We start from the raw sequence: 18,662 nt of genomic DNA, 5'->3' as shown, positions 1-18,662 counted from the left end.
AAGGCATCAAAATTGCTTGATATTTAGAACTAAAAAATAATTAATTTTAGCAATTAAACCTTTTGCCAATCGTTTGTCTAAGTGAATATAAGGGTGATACAATCATGAAAAGATTAATCTATTTAGTGCTGACTGTTTTGATGATTTCGGGGCTGTCAGCCTGCAACAGTTACAACTATTACACTGCTGCTATCAACAAAACCAACTTAAGCAGTTATCACACATTTGCATGGATGCCGCCAGCCGGTAAATCCGACAAGCAAATGGTAAATAACCAGGCCGATGCGAAAATTAAGGATGCTGCAACCGGCGCGTTGGTAATGAAAGGCCTTAAGTTAAGCCAAAACAATCCGGACCTTATTGTTAGCTACACCACTACCGTTGGCAGGGGTGCACGCACCAATTACTACACACCAGGTTATTATGGCGGTTGGGGGTATCCCGGCTGGGGCCTTGGGTTTGGCGGTGGTTTCGGTTGGGGCTGGGGCGGATACTACCGTCCATATTATAATGCTTTCGGAGGCCCGTTTGCCTACAACGGTGGCCCAACCTATGCAGAAAAAGAACACTACAAAGAAGGCACTTTAATTATAGATTTGATTGACCCACGTACCCACCGCATAGTGTGGCGCGGGTTTGGCGTTGGCGAGGTGCATAAAAACCCTCAGAAAAACATTGATGATTTACCAAAGGTAGTTGATGGCGTATTAGAGCAGCTACAACTGATGCCATCTAAAAACTCATAACCCTTTGTAAGATTTGACATTTTTTAAAAAGATGTCAAATCAATATTCAATAAAAAACTCCGGATTTTACCTGCTTAATGCGCGGTAGTTATCCGGAGTTTTTTCATATAGGCATCGTGCAATTTTTAAGTTCGATGCCATTACTGCAATTATTTTACGCTGCTAAAGGTTTTGTGGTACTACAAGGGTTGCCTTCCGCTTATTATTTAAATGCCACGCAGCAATTACAATTGCTACAAAGGCCAGCAAAATAACCCAGGTATCCAACGGGCACCCATTATTATCAACATCGTTCCCACCACAAGGTTGGCCCGGATCCTGCGCATAAAGCAGCGCTACATTAAACATTAGCAATAATAGTGTGCTAAAAAATATTTTTCTGCGCATAAAACTTTTCTTTACGAACTACAATTTATCAAAAATACATTTTTAATTGTAATTCTGTCACTTCCTCACATAACCCAACGTTAATTATCAAAGTTTAGTGCTATATTTTTTTATTGATGCTTATAGTTTGATAAATTTTGCCTTACCGACCGCCGACTTATCAGCATTGTTTACAACATCAACCATATAAGTACCTGGCAATAATCCACTTACATTTTCTTGCCAGGTTGGCTGCGCCGTGGTAATGGTTTTTAACACCTTGCCCATGCTATTGGTTATGTTAATACTGTACGACGGGTTAGCACCCTTTGTAAGGTTAACGCTGTTTTGTACAATGGCCAGGTTAATGGTATTTACAGCCGGGTTAGGATAAATATTAACAGCATTGTTGTTAATATCGCTAACGTTTGCGTACATCAAGGTAATTGCCTTTGAGTATGTTATGGTTCCGTTCAAATCTTCAAGCTTGATGCGGTAGGTATCAGCAGTTATAGCTGGTTTTCTATCGATGAAACTGTAAGTACCCTCATCGCTTGATGCAAAACCGCCGAGCAGAGCATAATTTTGCCCGTTATCAGTGCTTCTCTCAACTGTAAAGTTGGTATAGAATTTTTCATTTTCTGTTTCCCAAACCAGTTCTGAGCCATTAGTCGTCTTCGATGCCGTAAAATTCAACAAATGTAGCCCCAACGCCTTGCGCTCGCGCACTACCAGGGTAAACCTGTTAGCGCCAAAGGAATTGGTATCGCTCTTTAGGATATTAAATACGTAGCTCGAATTATGCTTAATGTCCAGCGAGTCCTTTTTATAAGCATCTTTCAGCCATATTTCGTAAATATCAGGTATATCTTTTAGTTCAGTACGATTTATCGCGTACTGCCCATCGGTAGTAGCACTTACATTCAACTTAATTACAGTTCCGGCAGTTTTCGGAAAGGGAACATGGTTTATTGCCAGTTTTACATTGTCTGACGAATTACTGGAAAAACTTACCCCGCCACTGCCTGCCATATGCTCTGAATCCTCATTGTCAACAAACTCGTTTTTTGCCGAATTGTCAAAACGCACAAGGGTTTCTTCCACGTTATCCGAATCTTTAAACAGTTCCAAACGCATATACCTCAGGTCGGGCTTAGAGTTCCCCACAGGGTGGGTGCTCAATAACAAAGTTGAGCCCGTAGCGGCAGTGGGGCCGGTTACCTGAACGCTGGTTTTTGCTGCCTCATTAAAAGTTAACGATGCTGTTGCATCCTGGGCTTTCACGTAAAAACCCTGCCCGCTAGGAATGATGTTCGATCCGCCATTTACGCCAGAAACACCATCGTACGTAGCATAAATCTTAGTCGATTCGTTGAATATATATATCTTACTGTTAACCTTTGGCGCATAAATACCAGCTGCCGGATCGGTGGTGCTTCTTTTATCCCAGTCTATCGAGCTGGCATATGGGTTGCCAACCAGGTTGTAGCCCGCATAGCCTGTATTCCCCGTAACGGCGGTACATTGCAATGTTGATAGCTGCGTATACCAGTTAACAACAGTTACTGCTTGTTGATTTAGCGTGCCCCGTGTTACAAAAACGTTGGCTTCGGGCACAGTTGAGGTAATAAATTTTGTGGCTACGTTAGTCATATTCCCACGGTAAAACAGCCATATACCGGTTCCTACATGCAAATTAAAAGTTCCATCAAAATCAACCCCGATGGAGTACAGGGTGGTGTTATTGATTTTGTTTACCCCCCTGAAGTTGCCGCTGTTAAATGTGCCGTTGGTAAAGGCAACATTGTCCCTGTATAAGTACACGCTTGGATTACCTTGTTTGGTCATGCCGCCCGATGTGCCAAAAAATCCAGTGGTGGGTGTATATGATGTAAGATAGCTTAAATCGTAGTAGTAGTTGGTACCAACTTTTGCGGTGTACACCGGGGATGACAAAAATCGGTAGCCGCGATATTTTGACGCGCCGCCACTAATGTAACGCTCCACATTTAATTTACCCGTAATACTATAAGTTGATGGTATTGCCGCCACGCTTGCCGAAAGGGTCGACGAGCTTTTTAATGTCATATCACCGCTGCCGGTATTATCAATTACTAAATTACCCTTAGTAATGGTTAGCGTGTTATAAACATCAACCGGGCCGCCCGTAATGGTAACCGTACCAGCGGACGAGTTATTAACCGTCATATTGCCTATTTCGGCTGTATTTACCGTATTAGTGCCATAGTAGCCCTGTGCTGCTAATGACCCGTTCCAGTTAATAGCTGAAGAAGTATTGCTTGCATTTAAAATCCCGGTTCCGCCGGTCGAAGCGTTATTATAAATATTACAGCCTACATTTAGCGTGTGCCCGTTTAAATTCAGATAGGCCCCGCCGGTAGCTATAGTAAGCGAATAAATGCTTCCATCGGCAGTCAGTACCGGGTAGTTTCCTGAAGGTACTACAGGGATAACCATTTTGGTATTTCCATTAAATACCGGCGTAAATCCGGCATCCCAGTTAGCTGTTTTCGTTTGGTCGGTCGGGGTTGTTCCGTCAAGGCCAGTCCAGGTAAATGTTAATGCGCCAACCAATAAAGGTGCATTGGTTTGAAAGGTAACAACACTTTCGCCATAATCGCAAAACTCACGGGGGTGTGTTTGGTTATAATATTCGGCCCTAATCCAATCGGGTGTTTTCTCAACATTCGAAACCCGCACCTCATCCATCTTACCATTGTAAAAGTTCTCGTCATTATATCCGCCGTTTACTACACCGGTTCCATGGTCAAGTCCCATCGCCAGCATGAAACCGTTTGACGGAAGCATGGTTGTTTCGTTTTTAGCCATTGTTACGGTGCTTGCCACACCATCTACATAGTTTTTAAAATTGCCTGTGGCGGTACCGTCAAAAGTGCCCTGTATGTAGTGCCAGCCGGTATTATCAACGGTTCCACCTGTGCCCAGGTTACCTACGTTAGTACCGTTCGCTATCCTGGTTTCAGTTTGTATTGAACCCGTTTTTACGCTTAGCTTATAGCCCCCGCTATTATTATTGTGCCCGTAATCTAATTCGTTCGATACTATTTTATTATCACTGGTGGTAAGACCTGCATAATATACCCATGCCGATATGGTAAATGCGCCATTGATATTTGGCGCAGTTCCTACATTCTGAATAATACTTGTACTTGTGCCATTAAAACTGTAACCGCCCCCGGCAATAGGAACTGCTGCCGCAATATGTATCTCATCGTTAGTTACCGTAGTATTTGCCTGCACCGCATTTCTTCCATTGCTTGTTGCATCTAAAACTGCAGCATTGGTCGAGGCTTCGTTAAAATGGTAAACTGCTTTATAGTCGCTGGCCCAGGTAGATGCCGACCAACTGGCGGAATGCGCCGGAACTTTTGAACCAAAATAAAAAGTGAGGGGCACATCTGTCGATGTTGCTGAGGGTATGCGAACCCATACCAGTAAAATACCGTTTACCGAGTCGTAGGTGTCAACCTGGTAGTTTAATTCGGTAGTGCTGCCGGGTACAGTAAAAGCAAAATCATAGTTGGTCCCGGAAGTAAGCCCACCACCGTTTCCTAACGGAAATTGCACTTTATCACCACATTGATTTAAAATTTTCAATGCATTATCTTGTATATAAACCAGGGCCGGAAAGTTCGATAGGGTTGAAGAAATACCACCATTACTAATTTGTGACGTATATAAAACTATGGGTTTCATAAAGCCATAGTCGCCTAATACAACCGGTGTTACCGTAACAGGGACAGTTGTTGTTGATGACGAGCAACCCGCAGTGTTGGTAACAATGAGCGTAACATTGTGGACACCCGGGATTGACCAGTTTACTGTGTAAGGCCCCTTGCCGGAACCACTGGCAATAATGCCACCATCAAAAGTCCAGGTAAAAGTTGAGGTTACCGGATCGCTTCCTGTATACGTAATAGTTGCATTTGAGCCCACCACCACTGTTGACGTTGCCGTAAAAGTTGATGTTGCCGCTGCGCTTACAGTTGCTGCTACCGCGGTACGACTGCTTTCAAACGTACCCGATTTATAAGATACGTAATAAGTTGTGTTACTGGCTAAAGCAACGGTATAGTTGGGCGATGTATTTGTTTGAAGAGCCGAGCCACCACTTGAAGCTGCGTACCAAATATAAGAGCCGCCGGCTGGCGACCCGCCCGAGGCGCTGAGGGTAACCGAGCCTGTGCCGCAGGTTGTGCCGGGTATGCCGGTTGGCGCTGCAGGTACCATTGTTACTGTTATAGATGTTGTTGCTGTTTGTGCAAAGCTATCTGTAGCTGTAGCTGTAATTGTATAGGTTGTCCCTACTGTTAATGTACCTGTTGCGAAAGTTACTGAGTAAGTTGGACCGGAAACATCTGTTTGGCTTGCCAGCGGCGCCATGGTAAAAACTATTTTGCTTATACTTCCGCTAAAACCGGCAGCGGTTGCATTAACGGTAATACTTGTACCAACCCCAAATGTTGACCCTGTAGCAGGCGAACTTATGGTTACTGTTCGCGCCGCAAAGGCACTATTTGCCAAAAAAATCATTCCGGCTAGTACACAAAAAAACCAAAACGGCTTTTTTGAAATAGTATCTGATAGTTTCATTAGGGCATTCGAAAATTACAAGTGATAAAATGCAGCAATGCACCGTTAAAGCACATTTTGCCTTTTATACGTAAAGCCCTGAAAGAAGTTCGTTTTTTCTTTTGAAAAAAATGGTTGGCGTACAAATTAAAAAAACCGGCAGGTAATGCCGGTTTTAAATCACCTATAAATAATTGAAATCAACTACAATTTTACAAACTTACTTTTACCAACCACAGTTTGGTTTTGTTTGTTTATTACCTGAACAATATATGAGCCTGGCAACAGATTACCAACAGCACCCTGCCAGTCGGTTTGCGACGAAACTGCGTTTTTTACAACCACTCCGTTACTACCTGTAATGGTGATGGCAAATGAGTTGTTACCGGCTGCATTTTGCAGTTGAATTGGACTTGGCGTTATTGAAACGTTAATAACATTTGTTGCAGGGTTTGGATAAACACTAACAGCATTGCTTAGCAAATTATCGCTTACGTTCGAATACATCAGCTGTATCGGTTTTGAATACGTTATCGTACCATTCAAATCCTCAAGCTTTAACCTGTACCAATCTTTGGCTACCGGCGGGTTTTTATCGAGCAGGCTATAGGTACCCTCACTGCTTGACGGATAACCGCCCACCACTAAAAATGTTTTGCCACCGTCACTACTGCGTTCAATAGTAAAATTAGTGTAGTTCTCCTCGTTTTCTGTAGTCCAGTTAAGTTGGGCACCCCTGGTAGTTTTTGCCGCTTTAAAGTCACGCAGGCGTAAGCTCCGCAATTTGTTTTGACGAATAAGCAGCTCAAAACGGTTGTTGCCAAAGCTCAGGGTATCGTTCCTGTCTATATCAAAAACATAGCTCCTGTTGGTGCGTATATCCAGCGAGTCCTTTTTATATTTATCTATCAGCCACAATTCGTATATTTTAGGTAACGAATCAAGTTGGGTTTTTTCAAGTGTCAGCCGCCCGCTGTTTTTTGCGGTTACATTTAATTTGATAACCTGAGGCTCTTTTTTAGGGAGCGGTAAAAAGTTAATTGATAAAGCTTTAGGTACAGTATCCGTCGAATAGCTTGCAAGGCCTTCGGCAGCACCCAACCCGGTCAGGTATTTACTATCTTCTAACAAATTATATTTTGAAGAAGCTGTGGACTTAAACCCGATGGCAATGTCGTCATAGTTTAATGAATCAATAGTTAACCGCAACCGAAACAACTGCTGTGTAACCGCCTGCCCCGCAGGTTTACCCATCATTAAGTTTCCTGAACCAGCGTTGATAACAGTTGTTGTTTTTGCTGACTCGTTAAAAACCAGCGAAGGCGAAGTATTATTTGCCTTTACAAAAAAGCCCTGCCCGCTTGCTATTTTACCTGTAAAAGCCACGGGGTTACCTACATGCGTACTTGATGAATACGTGTTATATTGGTTAGTTACAGGATTAAATACGTAAATGCTGGGGTTAACGTTTGTTGCCACAATACCGCCGGAGTTGACGGTCTCCCAATCGATAGTGCTGGCATAGGGGTTACCCACCAGGTTAAAACCTTGTATTAAGCTGTTGCCGGTTACTGTTGTAAACAGCAGCCCGCTGCCTGTTTGCCAGTTGTTTACAGTATAACTGCCCTGGTTTAAGTTACCGGTAGCGGTAAACACAACGCTTTCGGGCGCTACGTACGGATAGGTGGTTTTACCCGGACTGGTGCCTACCGAATTAATTTTATCGCCCCTGAAAAAAAACATAAAACCGTTCCCCACATACAGCGCTTTGGTAGTGCCATTATTGGAAATTGTTAATGTGTAAGGGCTGGTTAACGTGCTCATATCCGTTACCCCTTTAAAATTGCCGCCGGTAAAACTGGCGTTACTTGGCGTATAATCCTCGCTGTAAACATAAATAGTAGGGTTGCCGCCCAGGGTTCCAAAGCTTGATTTAGCACCACTCACTATCGCTTTTGCTGCAATATAATTAATGGTGTAGGGGTATTTACCACTAACCAGGCCGGCATTTACCGGCGACGACATTAAACGGTAATTTCGATAAATCCACCTGCCGCCTGACACGGTAGCGCCGCCTGTTAAAAAACGCTCCACGTTTACATTGCCGGTTATGCTGGTTCCTGCTGGCATTGTAAATACAGTAGCTGAACCGGTTGCGTCAGACTTTAAAGTTAAAACACCTGCGGCTGCCAAAGTAGCCGTGCCTGCCATAGTTAGTATTCCGCTGCTCGACACGGCAAAGCCGCCCGTGCCTGACATTGTTTTTGTGCCGCTGTTTTGAAAATTTACGTTGTTAAATGTTGTTCCGGCAGTGCTGTTATCACTTAATGCCTGCGCACCGGCCAGGTTAAAATAAACCGTACCCGTGCCTGCGGTAAAGGTTCCTGAATTGGAATAACTGTTATTAAAGTACACACTACCCCCGCCGGCAGTAAATGTGCCGTTCAAATCATTCTGGTAGGCACCTGTAAGCGTTAGCGATGCAGTGCTCCCAGAACCTGCAATTAAGCTTGCCCCGGCGTAAATGTGTGTTGCCCCGGTTACGGTAACTGCCCCAGTACCCAGGGTGGCGGTCCCGCCGGTAAAGGATGCATTATTTGCAACATTCAATACCGTATTATTGGTATTAAAATTAGCAGCTGTTGATGAAGTTGTAAAATCATGCAGTACAGTTAGCGTTCCTGTTGCAGGTGTTTGAGTGCCGGCTCCCGAAAGGGTAAGGTCGTAGTAACTTAAGCCCGATGTCAAACCGGTAATAGCTGTTGATGTAGTAATGGTTTGGCCGGTGCCCGCGTAATTAACTTTAGCATACGTATTGTTCAGGTCAATATAATTTGATCCGTTAGCAGTTAGGGATGACCACGGGGTGGCGTTATCCAGCTGGAGTATGGCGCCTGCTGATGTTGTAGGGTTAATCATTAAACCGCTAACGGGGTAGGTGGCAGTACCAGAAACTTTGTTTACTATTTGTACTTTACCAGCCACATCAGTAGTTCCGCCAGTTAAATAAAAACTGGCAACCTGGTTGTAGGTTGTACCGCCCGGCTTATAATTTTCAGATGTTAATACCATATCGCCCGAAAGCGTGAGGTTTGTAATAGAAGAGATTACTGCCTGCTGGGTTGATGCCGCAGCCTGCGAATCGTAGTCGGCATTGATATTTAAATTTACTGCGGATAACGTTCCGGCACCTTTTATTAAAAACTGGTTGGTAGGAAGCGAGGTAGTAGGGTAAGGGGCAACAACCGGCGTGCCGGTATAGGTATAACTCCCGGGATTAGCGTCCGTTATTGCGCTAATATCGCCTGTAACAGTAAGTGTAATACCACTGTTAACGCTTATGCCAGGAAAGTTTGTGCCACCACTGGTAAAAAGCCCTCCAAATGTAAGCGAGGCAATTGTTGTGGAAGCGCTTACTACCGGAATACTGTTAGCACTGGTGCCAGAATAATTTACGGCTATGTTTACTGCATCATAAGTGCCCGGTACCCTCCCGTTTTGCCAGTTCGTAGTTGTGGTCCAGGTAGTGTTGGTAGCCCCTATCCAATCGCAGGTTTGTGCCGAAAGCGTATAGTTAATGCCAGATACCGTGCTTGTTTTGGAAGTCGTTCCGGTAACGCTTGTGAGGCTAAGCTGAAATGAAGCAGAAGTTGAACTGGCAACTGTATAATCTACCACTATAAAATAATACTTGGTTGCCGAGTTTATTACCTGGGATAAACCCGAAATTGTTAAAGTTGTTGAACTTAGCGAACTTACTGATATACCTGTTACGTTTGTTGCAGTTGTAAAGCTATTAGTTGTGTTACTGTATAGTTTAACATTTGAAAAATAAGTACCAATGGTTTGTGTAGCTGAAAATTGAAATGAAGAAAAAGTGGATGACCCACCTGAAACTGCAACAGAAAAGCCAAGTATTCCGACACCCGTTTGATTATAAGTCAACGAGGTGCTTGTTGCCAGGCCGGTAGTAGTTGCCGCACCTAAAGTAACCGTAACAGCTGCATTAACATTTTGACCTGCAAAAAAAGCTAAGCAGCCTGCCAGGAAAAATTTTAGTACTTGTGTTTTCAATATTTTATTTTTTTGCATAAATAAATAGTTCTACATTAAAATCGGTCTAGGCTATTTACCTGCTAATGAGCTTTTGCTAACTTGCTGGTAATTATTACTGCGTTTGATGTGATTTTTCCTGTGATGTTTAATATGCACTGCCTGGTCACATTGGATAAGGCAAACGAAGTTACACGGCGAGCAATGCCCGTGACGCTTCCTGTCATATCGACTGTAACGAACAGTAAAAAAAGATAACATTAACAGTTCATAAATACCTGATTTTATCGTTAATAAAAGCAATCGTCTTCACAATAAGGCTTTGCAGTTTAACAATACATACCCGTGGGTTAGCTCAATAATTTAATCAATCAATACAAATAAACTAACATCGCAATATCTTCTTAATGTGTACTTATCAACATGTTAACATTCTTATGGGTTGCAACACGCATTATTTTTCTGGTTGTAACATTTCATCCTTTTTACCGGTTAAAAAGGCAATCGTAGGGTCACACCCGACCACCTACCATACACGTCGTTTTCTTATCTGTCAACGAACCAAAAAAAGGGGATGCTACGGTAGTACGCAGTTTATACATCGGCAAAGCGTTCCATTTTTTTGCATGGACCACCCGGAACGCTATGAAACACGCTGATTATAAGCATTTTAAATTTTCAGGCAAATGTGAATAGGTAATAATCCTTTTTTAACCCGGTACCTGGATAGTACCTTGACGTGGTGAAAGCGACTTTGAAAATGTAAAATCTGTACTTTTAGTTTATCAGACTGGATAGCAGGCTTTATTTGAACCCTCTGAAATAGTTAAAAGCATTGCATCAGGTAAATTGGATGGGCATAACGAAAACTCGGCTTACAAGGATGTTTGCAATGGAAATTCAGGGCATACTTAAGTTATTCAAATTGAATATAACACCTAGGCAGTTGGTTCATGTCACAGTTTAACAAAAGTAACTTTGCCTACTGCACTTTTGTCTTTATTATTCAATACCTGCAAAATGTAAGTTCCGGACTGCAGAGTGCTCACATCACCCTGCCAATTAGGTTGTGTTGAGACCACCGATTTTACAACTGCGCCCGAAACGCTGATTATTTCAATTGAATAACTTCCGCCGGGAACCGTTGACGCTGTGCCTCTGTTATCCCCCTTCACATCCGCCAAATTAAGTTTCGTTAAAACGGGCTGGCTTAAACTTAAATTTATTACAGTACGCGCCGGGTTTGGATAAATGTTGATATTGGCGCTGGCTGTTAATTGACTGGCTGAGCCGTAACCTACCGAAATCTCTTTAGTATAGCCGATCGTTCCATTAAGGTCTTCAATTTTTACCCTGTAGATATTTACCGCATTAGCTGGATTTTTATCCATAAAAGAGTAAACACCCTGCGAATTTGAAGCAAAGCCCCCAAGCACGCTGAAATTTGTACCATTATCGATACTTCTTTCAACTGTAAAATTGGTGTAGTTTTCTTCGTTCTCTACCTTCCATGTTGCCTGCACACCTCCTGGGGCCTTTACCGCCTTAAAATCAAGAAGGTGTATCCCTAGCGCTTTGTTTTGACGGATAACCAATTCGAAACGGTTGTCACCAAAAGAGCCGGCATCGTTCCGGTCAATATCGAATGAATAAGTGGCATTATTACGTATATCAAGCGAATCCCTTTTATATTTATCCATTAGCCACAGCTCGTATATTTTCGGCAACGAATCCAGCTGTGTTTTCTCGATGGTAAGCCTTCCGCTAATTATCGCATTTACATGTAACTTTATAACCTGCGGGGCTTTTTTGGGTAGCGGTAAAAAGTTTACAGCCAAAGGTACAGAGTCGGCCGACATGCTTGCAAACCCTGTCGATGCGCCGGGACCGGCCAGGTATTCGGTATCTTCCCATAAATCATATTTCGATGAGGCTGTCGATTTAAAACCGATGGCTATGTCATCATAATTTAAGCTATCTATAAACAGTTTCAGGCGGAACAATTGCTGGCTAAACGCCTGCCCTGCCGGTGTACCCATCATCAAATTACCCGAACCGGCATTTATAACAGTAGTTGGCGATTTTGCAGTCTCATTAAAAACCAGCGAGGGTGATGTATTATTTGCCTTTACAAAGAAGCCCTGACCGCTTGCTATTTTACCAGTAAAGGCCACGGGATTGCCTGCGTGCGTGGCTGATGAGTAGGTGCTATACTGGTTGGTTACCGGGTCTAGCACATATATATTGGGGTCGATGTTTGTAGCTACAATGCCGCCACTGTTGGTGGCCTCCCAATCGATAGTGCTCGCATATGGGTTACCCACCAGGTAAAAACCTTGTATTAAGCTGTTGCCAGTTACCGTTGTAAACAGCAGCCGGCTGCCTGTTTGCCAATTGTTTACGGTATAACTGCCCTGGTTTAAGTTACCGGTAGCGGTAAATACAACGCTTTCGGGCGCCACAAAAGGGTAGGAAGTTTTACCCGGGCTGGTGCCAATCGAGTGGGTTTTATCGCCCCTAAAAAAAAACATAAAACCGTTACCAACATAAAGCGCCTTGCTGGTGCCGTTGCTGGTAATAGCCAGGGTATAGGGGCTGGTTAACATGCTAATATCAGTTACACCCTTGAAATTACCGCCTGTAAAACTGGCGTTGGAAGGGGTATAGTCTTCACTGTAAACGTAAATGGTTGGGTTGCCTGTTAATGTCCCAAAGCTTGATTTGGCCCCGCTAACAATGGCGCTGGCTGCAATATAATTGATTGTATATGGGTATTTGCCACTCACAAGGCCCGCGTTAACAGGCGAAGACATTAAACGATAACCGCGATACACATAACGCCCATTTGACACAGCGCTGCCGCCGGTAAGGAAACGCTGCACATTGTATTGCCCGCTAAACCCCGCAGTACCTGAACTTATAGCACCGATTGCTGCACTGCCTGTAGCATCTGAAAGCAATGTGAATGTGCCCGAATTACTAACCCCCGCTGAAGCGCCTGTGAGATAAATAATGGATGTGGGGCCAAGATTAAATGTACCCGAATTTGTTATGGAACTGCTGCTGCCGCTAATGTTAAATACCGATGCCGTTGCTGTTACCGTACCAAGGTTACTAATGGTTGAATTATTATAGCTGGTTACCGTAGCCGAACTAATAGTAACGGAGGTGTTTGTGCCGAAATAGAGATTGCTTGCCGCATACGCATTAATGGCAGTATTAAGCGTAATGGCCCCTGTACCTGTAAAAGTAAATGATGTTGGAAACAATACAGAAACTGCGCCGACATTTAAACTGCTTGACAACGTTAGTGTTTTCCCGTTCGTATCAAGCGTTATCCCTCCAATTAGCGAAAGCGTACTGTTTACAGTTATAGATTTAACAGTGACAGCAGCTGTCAGCTGGACTGTATATCCTAATAAAAGTTCGTTAAATACTGCATCGTCTGATGATCCAGGCACGAACTTAGGCGACCAGTTATCCGAATTACTCCAATCAGTTTGATTAATGTAAGTACCGATTCCTATGCCGCAAAGCGGACCAGTACATGTTCCGGCGCCCGTCCAGGTGATGGTACTGGCCGCAGTTGTATTAAAAAAAAGTGAGAAGACTATCCCACATATTAAAATTCTTAATATGCAAGCTTTGTTATGATAATAAGGTTTAATTTTCGCTATCATAAATACTTAATACTAAATATTTATTGAATCGCCCTGCCCCCAAACCACTTCTCCGCGCTCGTTAGAGTTTGAGCTGAAAGAAATATAAACAAAGCTACCAAGGCATACCGGTGGCGTCAATCCGTCAAATAACCCATTTTTATGTTTAAAAACACCTGCTATTTTTGCGTAAAACTACGTGAGTTGCTGTATAAAAACACCCTGCAGGAATAATCAAAACATCTTATTTATACCGGAATGACCATATTTACAATAATAAAATGTAACATCGAGAGCTGATAATTAATTAAAATATTAAAGGTTGAAACATTTAATATTTACGCATATTATTTCATATTAGTAAAAAGCCAAAAGCAGGTATTTAACAAATTGGGAAATGAATTATTAACAAGTTCGTGAAAAGACGATAAATTATGCCCGGTGAAACGCAAACTGCAATCGTTTGCCCCCCTGTTTGCAGATGCCGGCAACTTAATATTAACCTGAAAACTTATTGCTAAACCCTAAAAACAGAAAGAGATTTGACATCTTTTTAAAGCCGTCAAATCTCCTCCATCAAAATTCACCATCCTCTTAAATCCGAAATCGAAATTCCGACTTCCGAAATCGTTACATATGTATTGCCCTGTTCTCAGTAGCTGCTAAGCAAGCTTCGCGCATGGCTTCGGTATAAGTTGGATGGGCATGGCTCATGCGCGAGATATCCTCTGCAGATGCACGGTATTCCATGGCAACCACAGCTTCGGCAATCATATCCGCGGCGCGGGGGCCGATCATGTGTACGCCTAATATCTCATCGGTTGTGGCATCGGCCAGTACTTTTACAAAACCGTCTAAATCGCCGCTGGCACGCGCACGACCGCTGGCCCTGAACGGAAACGAGCCTGTTTTATAGGCAACACCTGCTGCTTTCAGTTGTTCTTCTGTCTGCCCAACAGCTGCAACTTCTGGCCATGTGTATACTACGCCTGGTATCAGGTTATAATCAATATGTGGTTTCTGGCCGGCTATAATTTCAGCAACCAGGGTACCTTCGTCCTCGGCTTTATGCGCAAGCATAGCACCTTTAATCACATCGCCAATAGCATAAACGCCTTTCACGCTTGTTTCCAGGTGTTCGTCAACAGTAATTTTCCGACCCCGTTCTTCAACAGTCAGGCCAATTTTATCTAAACCTAAACCATCGGTATAAGCAATACGGCCAACAGCTACAAGGCAGTAATCACCTTTCAATTCTTTCTTCTCTCCTTTCGGGTCGTCAAAAGTTACCGTCACTTCTTTACCTTTTGCACTGGCGCCGGTTACTTTATGGCCCAGGTAAAATTCCATCCCAAGCTTTTTCAAAACACGCTGCAATTCGCGGCCAAGGGCTTTATCCATAGTTGGGATAATGCCATCCATAAACTCTATAACCGATACTTTTGAGCCTAAACGGGCGTATACGGAACCAAGCTCCAATCCGATAACTCCTCCGCCAATTAGTACCAAATGCTTCGGTATTTCTTTAAGCGACAAAGCCTCAGTTGAGGTGATGATGCGCTTCTTATCTATTTTAAGAAACGGCAACGCCGAAGGTTTTGAGCCGGTGGCTATAATAACATTGGTTGTTGTCAATTCTGTAGCAGTGCCATCAGCTTTGGTTACGATGATGGTGTTTTTGTCTTTAAACGAGCCAACCCCGGTATGTACGTCGATCTTATTCTTTTTCATCAGGAAAGCGATACCGCTTGTATTGGCGTCAACCACTTCCACTTTGCGTTTTATCATTTGCCCGAAATCAACCCCAAGGTTGTCCAGTTTTATACCATGGCCTGCAAATGCATGCGCGGCATTATGATAGTGTTCGGACGAATCGAGCAGGGCCTTTGAGGGTATACAGCCTACATTAAGGCAGGTGCCACCCAAAGTATTATATTTTTCAATTATAGCGGTTTTTAAACCCAGTTGGGCACAACGTATAGCGGCCACGTAGCCACCAGGGCCCGAACCGATTACGATAACATCATATTGCATAAGCTTTTAAATTGTTGCGAGGCGCAAAGTTAAACTTTTTAGTTCATGGTTCATAGTTGATGGTTCATAGACTGTGGTATTAGTTGGAAGCAGTTGCAGCGGGTAGTGGCAGTCGTAGCAATCTTGCCCTTCAACCTGTAAGTCAACTGCCTACTGCTACTTACTAAACTAGTACCACATCCACTACATTTCCTCTCCGGCTATGAACTGCGAACCATCAACCACAAACTCCTTGTAATAATATAATTACATTTACCACTAAAACTATTTAAAGCCAAATAGTTATTCTAATTTTCCCCTGTTGAATAGCACGCCGCCATTTGCTTATAAACGTCACATTAAATTGAAACTAATGAAACTGTTTACCCTTACGCTTGTCCTTTTTATCTCTTTAGTAGATGTCGCCCTTGCCCAAAACGACCCTTACGAAGGCATTATCCCTGCACCTGTGTCGCTGATAAAAACAGCAGGTACCTTTGCTTTTGGCAAACTTACCGTTGTAAAGGCTGACAAACCGAAAGATAAAGCCGTTGAGCTGTTTAAAGATTTTTTAGTAAATAACCGCGGACTAGCTAGCAAAGTGATAAAATATAGCCCAAAGACAAAAAGCGGCGGCACTTCGGTTATACTTACTTCGCGCGGCGCCGAGAAACTGCCTGCCGAAGGATATAAGTTAACCATTACTCCGCGCAAAATAACTGTTATTGGCAAAGGCGCCGGCTTATTTTACGGAATACAAACGTTAATACAACTTTTCCCGGTTGACAAAACTGTTGCAGCCAACCTGCCCTGCCTGACAATAAATGACGAACCACGTTTTGGCTACCGCGGCATGATGCTGGATGTGTCGCGGCATTTTTTTAATGTGGCCCAGGTAAAAAAAGTCGTCGATTTAATGGCTGCTTACAAACTTAATAACTTTCACTGGCACCTGGTCGATGGGCAGGGCTGGCGTATCGAAATAAAAAAATATCCGAAGTTAACCGAGGTGGGCGGCACCCGGCAGCAAACCATGTTCGGCACTAACCGTGACTGGCCCGACGGGCAGCCCTATACAGGCTTTTATACACAGGATCAGATACGCGATGTGGTTGAATACGCGGCTGAAAGGTACATCAACATAGTGCCCGAAATAGAAATGCCGGCCCATTCGGATGCTGCGCTGCGCGCTTACCCCGAGCTGATGTGCACACCTGATACTTCCATTAAAAATCCTGCGCGCACAACCGGGCTGTATTGCCCAACCGAAGAAACCTTTACTTTTTTAGAAAACGTGCTTACTGAAGTGATGGCACTCTTCCCGGGCAAGTACATTCATATAGGTGGCGACGAAGCCAACAAACAGCCCTGGAAAGAATCGGCCTTTTGCCAGGCTTTAATGAAACAGTTAAACCTTAAGGATGAAAAAGAACTGCAAAGCTATTTTATACAGCGAATGGAGAAATTTATCAATTCCAAAGGTCGCAGTATTATTGGCTGGGACGAGATAGTGGAAGGCGGGCTTGCACCAAACGCAACAGTAATGAGCTGGACAGGCGAGCAAGGCGGCATAGCTGCGGCACAGCAAAAGCACAATGTAATTATGACGCCCCAAACAACCGGCCTTTATTTCGATCATTACCAAAGCCGCTCGCCATTGGAGCCGGTATCGTTTGGCCGATATGCTGAATTTTCTGAAACTTACAAATACGAGCCTATACCTAAAGTATTAACCGCCGACGAGCGAAAGTATATCGTGGGTGTCCAGGGAAATCTATGGACCGAATATGTACCGTCAGTGGCTAAACTACAGTACCAGATTTTGCCAAGGATTTTCGCGCTTTCAGAAATTGCATGGAGCAAGCCTGAGAACAAGGACTACCAAAGCTTTTCGGAAGTACGCCTGGCCAAACATTTCGAACGGCTCGATGCCATGCATTACAACTACCGTGTGCCAACGGCATTTGAGGTTATTGATGCCATGCTGATAGGCGCACAGTTCACTATGGCGCCTAAAACCGTCGTACCCGGCGCGCGGATTGTTTATACGCTTAACGGCCGCGATCCGCTTGATACGGATCTTGGCTACGAATCACCAATTACATTTAATATCCCTGCCGGCGAGAAACGCGTTTTTAAAACCGTAGTAATCACTCCTTCGGGCCGGCGCAGCCTTCCAACCAGTACCGTTATGTATAACCAGGCCCCGGTTGCAGCCGTTAACTATACAGGCAACAGCGCGGGGTTAAAGTTCACATTAATAAAGGGCAATTTTACAGCTACCGACCAACTTGACTATGCGCCTAAAGACACTACAGGCATAGCTAAAACTTTAGAAACCGCCGAATTTAGAAAAACGCGACCCACATCGGGCATAATTTACGAGGGCTATATTTCTATCCCCGCCGATGGCGTGTACAACTTCTCGGCCGCCAGTTATAGTGACACCCAATTATTTATCGACGACAATAAAATAGCCGATAACGAAGGAGCCTTATCGCTGCTTAAAGGATATCATAAAATAAAGATTAAAAACTTTTATACTTACCCTGTACCAGGCGCGCGCCGCAGGGTGAACGCTGCGATCCGTATTTATATGATTGCACCGGGAACTATGGATAGAAAGTTAATTCCTGCAGATATGCTTTACAACTAAACTAAGATTAAACTAAGATTCTTTGGATCTATAGGATTTAAAGATTTTTGAATTGATTGACTATCAGTCAGGCATTTAATCTCTGTTTGCGAAATTTCCTGTTTCATTAATTATCAGTCAGATATGAATAATCCTACAATCCTATAGATCCAAAGAATCTTAGTTTAAAAGCCAAGGGCCGCCTCACTTGGAGCAGCCCTGGCTTACCTCAGAATCCCTAATTATTGCTGAAGTTTTATTTTTAATACGATATGCCTTATCCTGTAAAGTGGCGCCTGTATGGCGCGGCATTGCTTATTATCTGGTTCCAAAAATCCGTTGATTAAACGACCTGGTCAATACCACATATGTAGTATTTTTTAGTAAGTACAGGTACTGATAGTAGCATCGAGCTTTTAATTAAAAAAGGCAATGCATTGGGCAGAATAAGTTAATTCCAAATCGAGTAGGAAGTAAGGGATTATTTCCCTTACTGTCCTCTCACACCACCGTACGTGCCGTTCGGCATACGGCGGTTCAATAAACATTAACAGTTTTTCAGCGGGGTGGTGATGT

At 43.5% G+C, this 18,662-nt stretch carries 7 protein-coding genes; 2 read left to right on the top strand and 5 right to left on the bottom strand.

Features of this window, described 5'->3' with window-relative positions:
- Window positions 1-104 precede the first annotated feature (104 nt).
- The gene (locus tag NAF19_RS28980) at window positions 105-746 is read left to right on the top strand and encodes a DUF4136 domain-containing protein (RefSeq protein WP_252793876.1); all 642 of its coding nucleotides are present in this window, start codon (window positions 105-107) and stop codon (window positions 744-746) included.
- A 162-nt stretch (window positions 747-908) separates the two neighbouring features.
- Here NAF19_RS28980 and NAF19_RS28975 read toward each other — a convergent pair whose 3' ends face one another.
- The 5 genes from NAF19_RS28975 to lpdA form a co-directional block, all read right to left on the bottom strand.
- Window positions 909-1,133, bottom strand: a complete 225-nt coding sequence (locus tag NAF19_RS28975) for a hypothetical protein (RefSeq protein WP_252793875.1) — start codon at window positions 1,131-1,133, stop codon at window positions 909-911.
- A 120-nt stretch (window positions 1,134-1,253) separates the two neighbouring features.
- Window positions 1,254-5,747 carry a LamG-like jellyroll fold domain-containing protein gene (locus NAF19_RS28970; protein WP_252793874.1) on the bottom strand — a complete coding sequence of 1,498 codons (4,494 nt, stop codon included), beginning with the start codon at window positions 5,745-5,747 and terminating at the stop codon, window positions 1,254-1,256.
- A 183-nt stretch (window positions 5,748-5,930) separates the two neighbouring features.
- Window positions 5,931-9,818, bottom strand: a complete 3,888-nt coding sequence (locus NAF19_RS28965; RefSeq protein WP_252793873.1) for a DUF8693 domain-containing protein — start codon at window positions 9,816-9,818, stop codon at window positions 5,931-5,933.
- Window positions 9,819-10,735: 917 nt separating this feature from the next.
- A complete protein-coding gene (locus tag NAF19_RS28960) occupies window positions 10,736-13,459 on the bottom strand; it encodes a DUF8693 domain-containing protein (protein WP_252793872.1) in 2,724 nt (907 codons plus the stop codon).
- Between the two features lie 609 nt (window positions 13,460-14,068).
- Complete coding sequence (gene lpdA, locus NAF19_RS28955; protein ID WP_252793871.1) at window positions 14,069-15,472, bottom strand: dihydrolipoyl dehydrogenase; 1,404 nt, start codon at window positions 15,470-15,472, stop codon at window positions 14,069-14,071.
- A gap of 352 nt (window positions 15,473-15,824) precedes the next feature.
- Between lpdA and NAF19_RS28950 the strand changes: the two genes are divergently transcribed.
- On the top strand, window positions 15,825-18,107 hold the full coding sequence (locus NAF19_RS28950) for a family 20 glycosylhydrolase (protein WP_252793870.1): 2,283 nt from the start codon (window positions 15,825-15,827) through the stop codon (window positions 18,105-18,107).
- The last annotated feature ends 555 nt before the right edge of the window (window positions 18,108-18,662 follow it).

Source organism: Mucilaginibacter flavidus, from assembly GCF_024055575.1.
Classification (GTDB): Bacteria; Bacteroidota; Bacteroidia; order Sphingobacteriales; family Sphingobacteriaceae; genus Mucilaginibacter; species Mucilaginibacter flavidus.
This window is presented reverse-complemented; position numbering and strand designations above follow the sequence as displayed.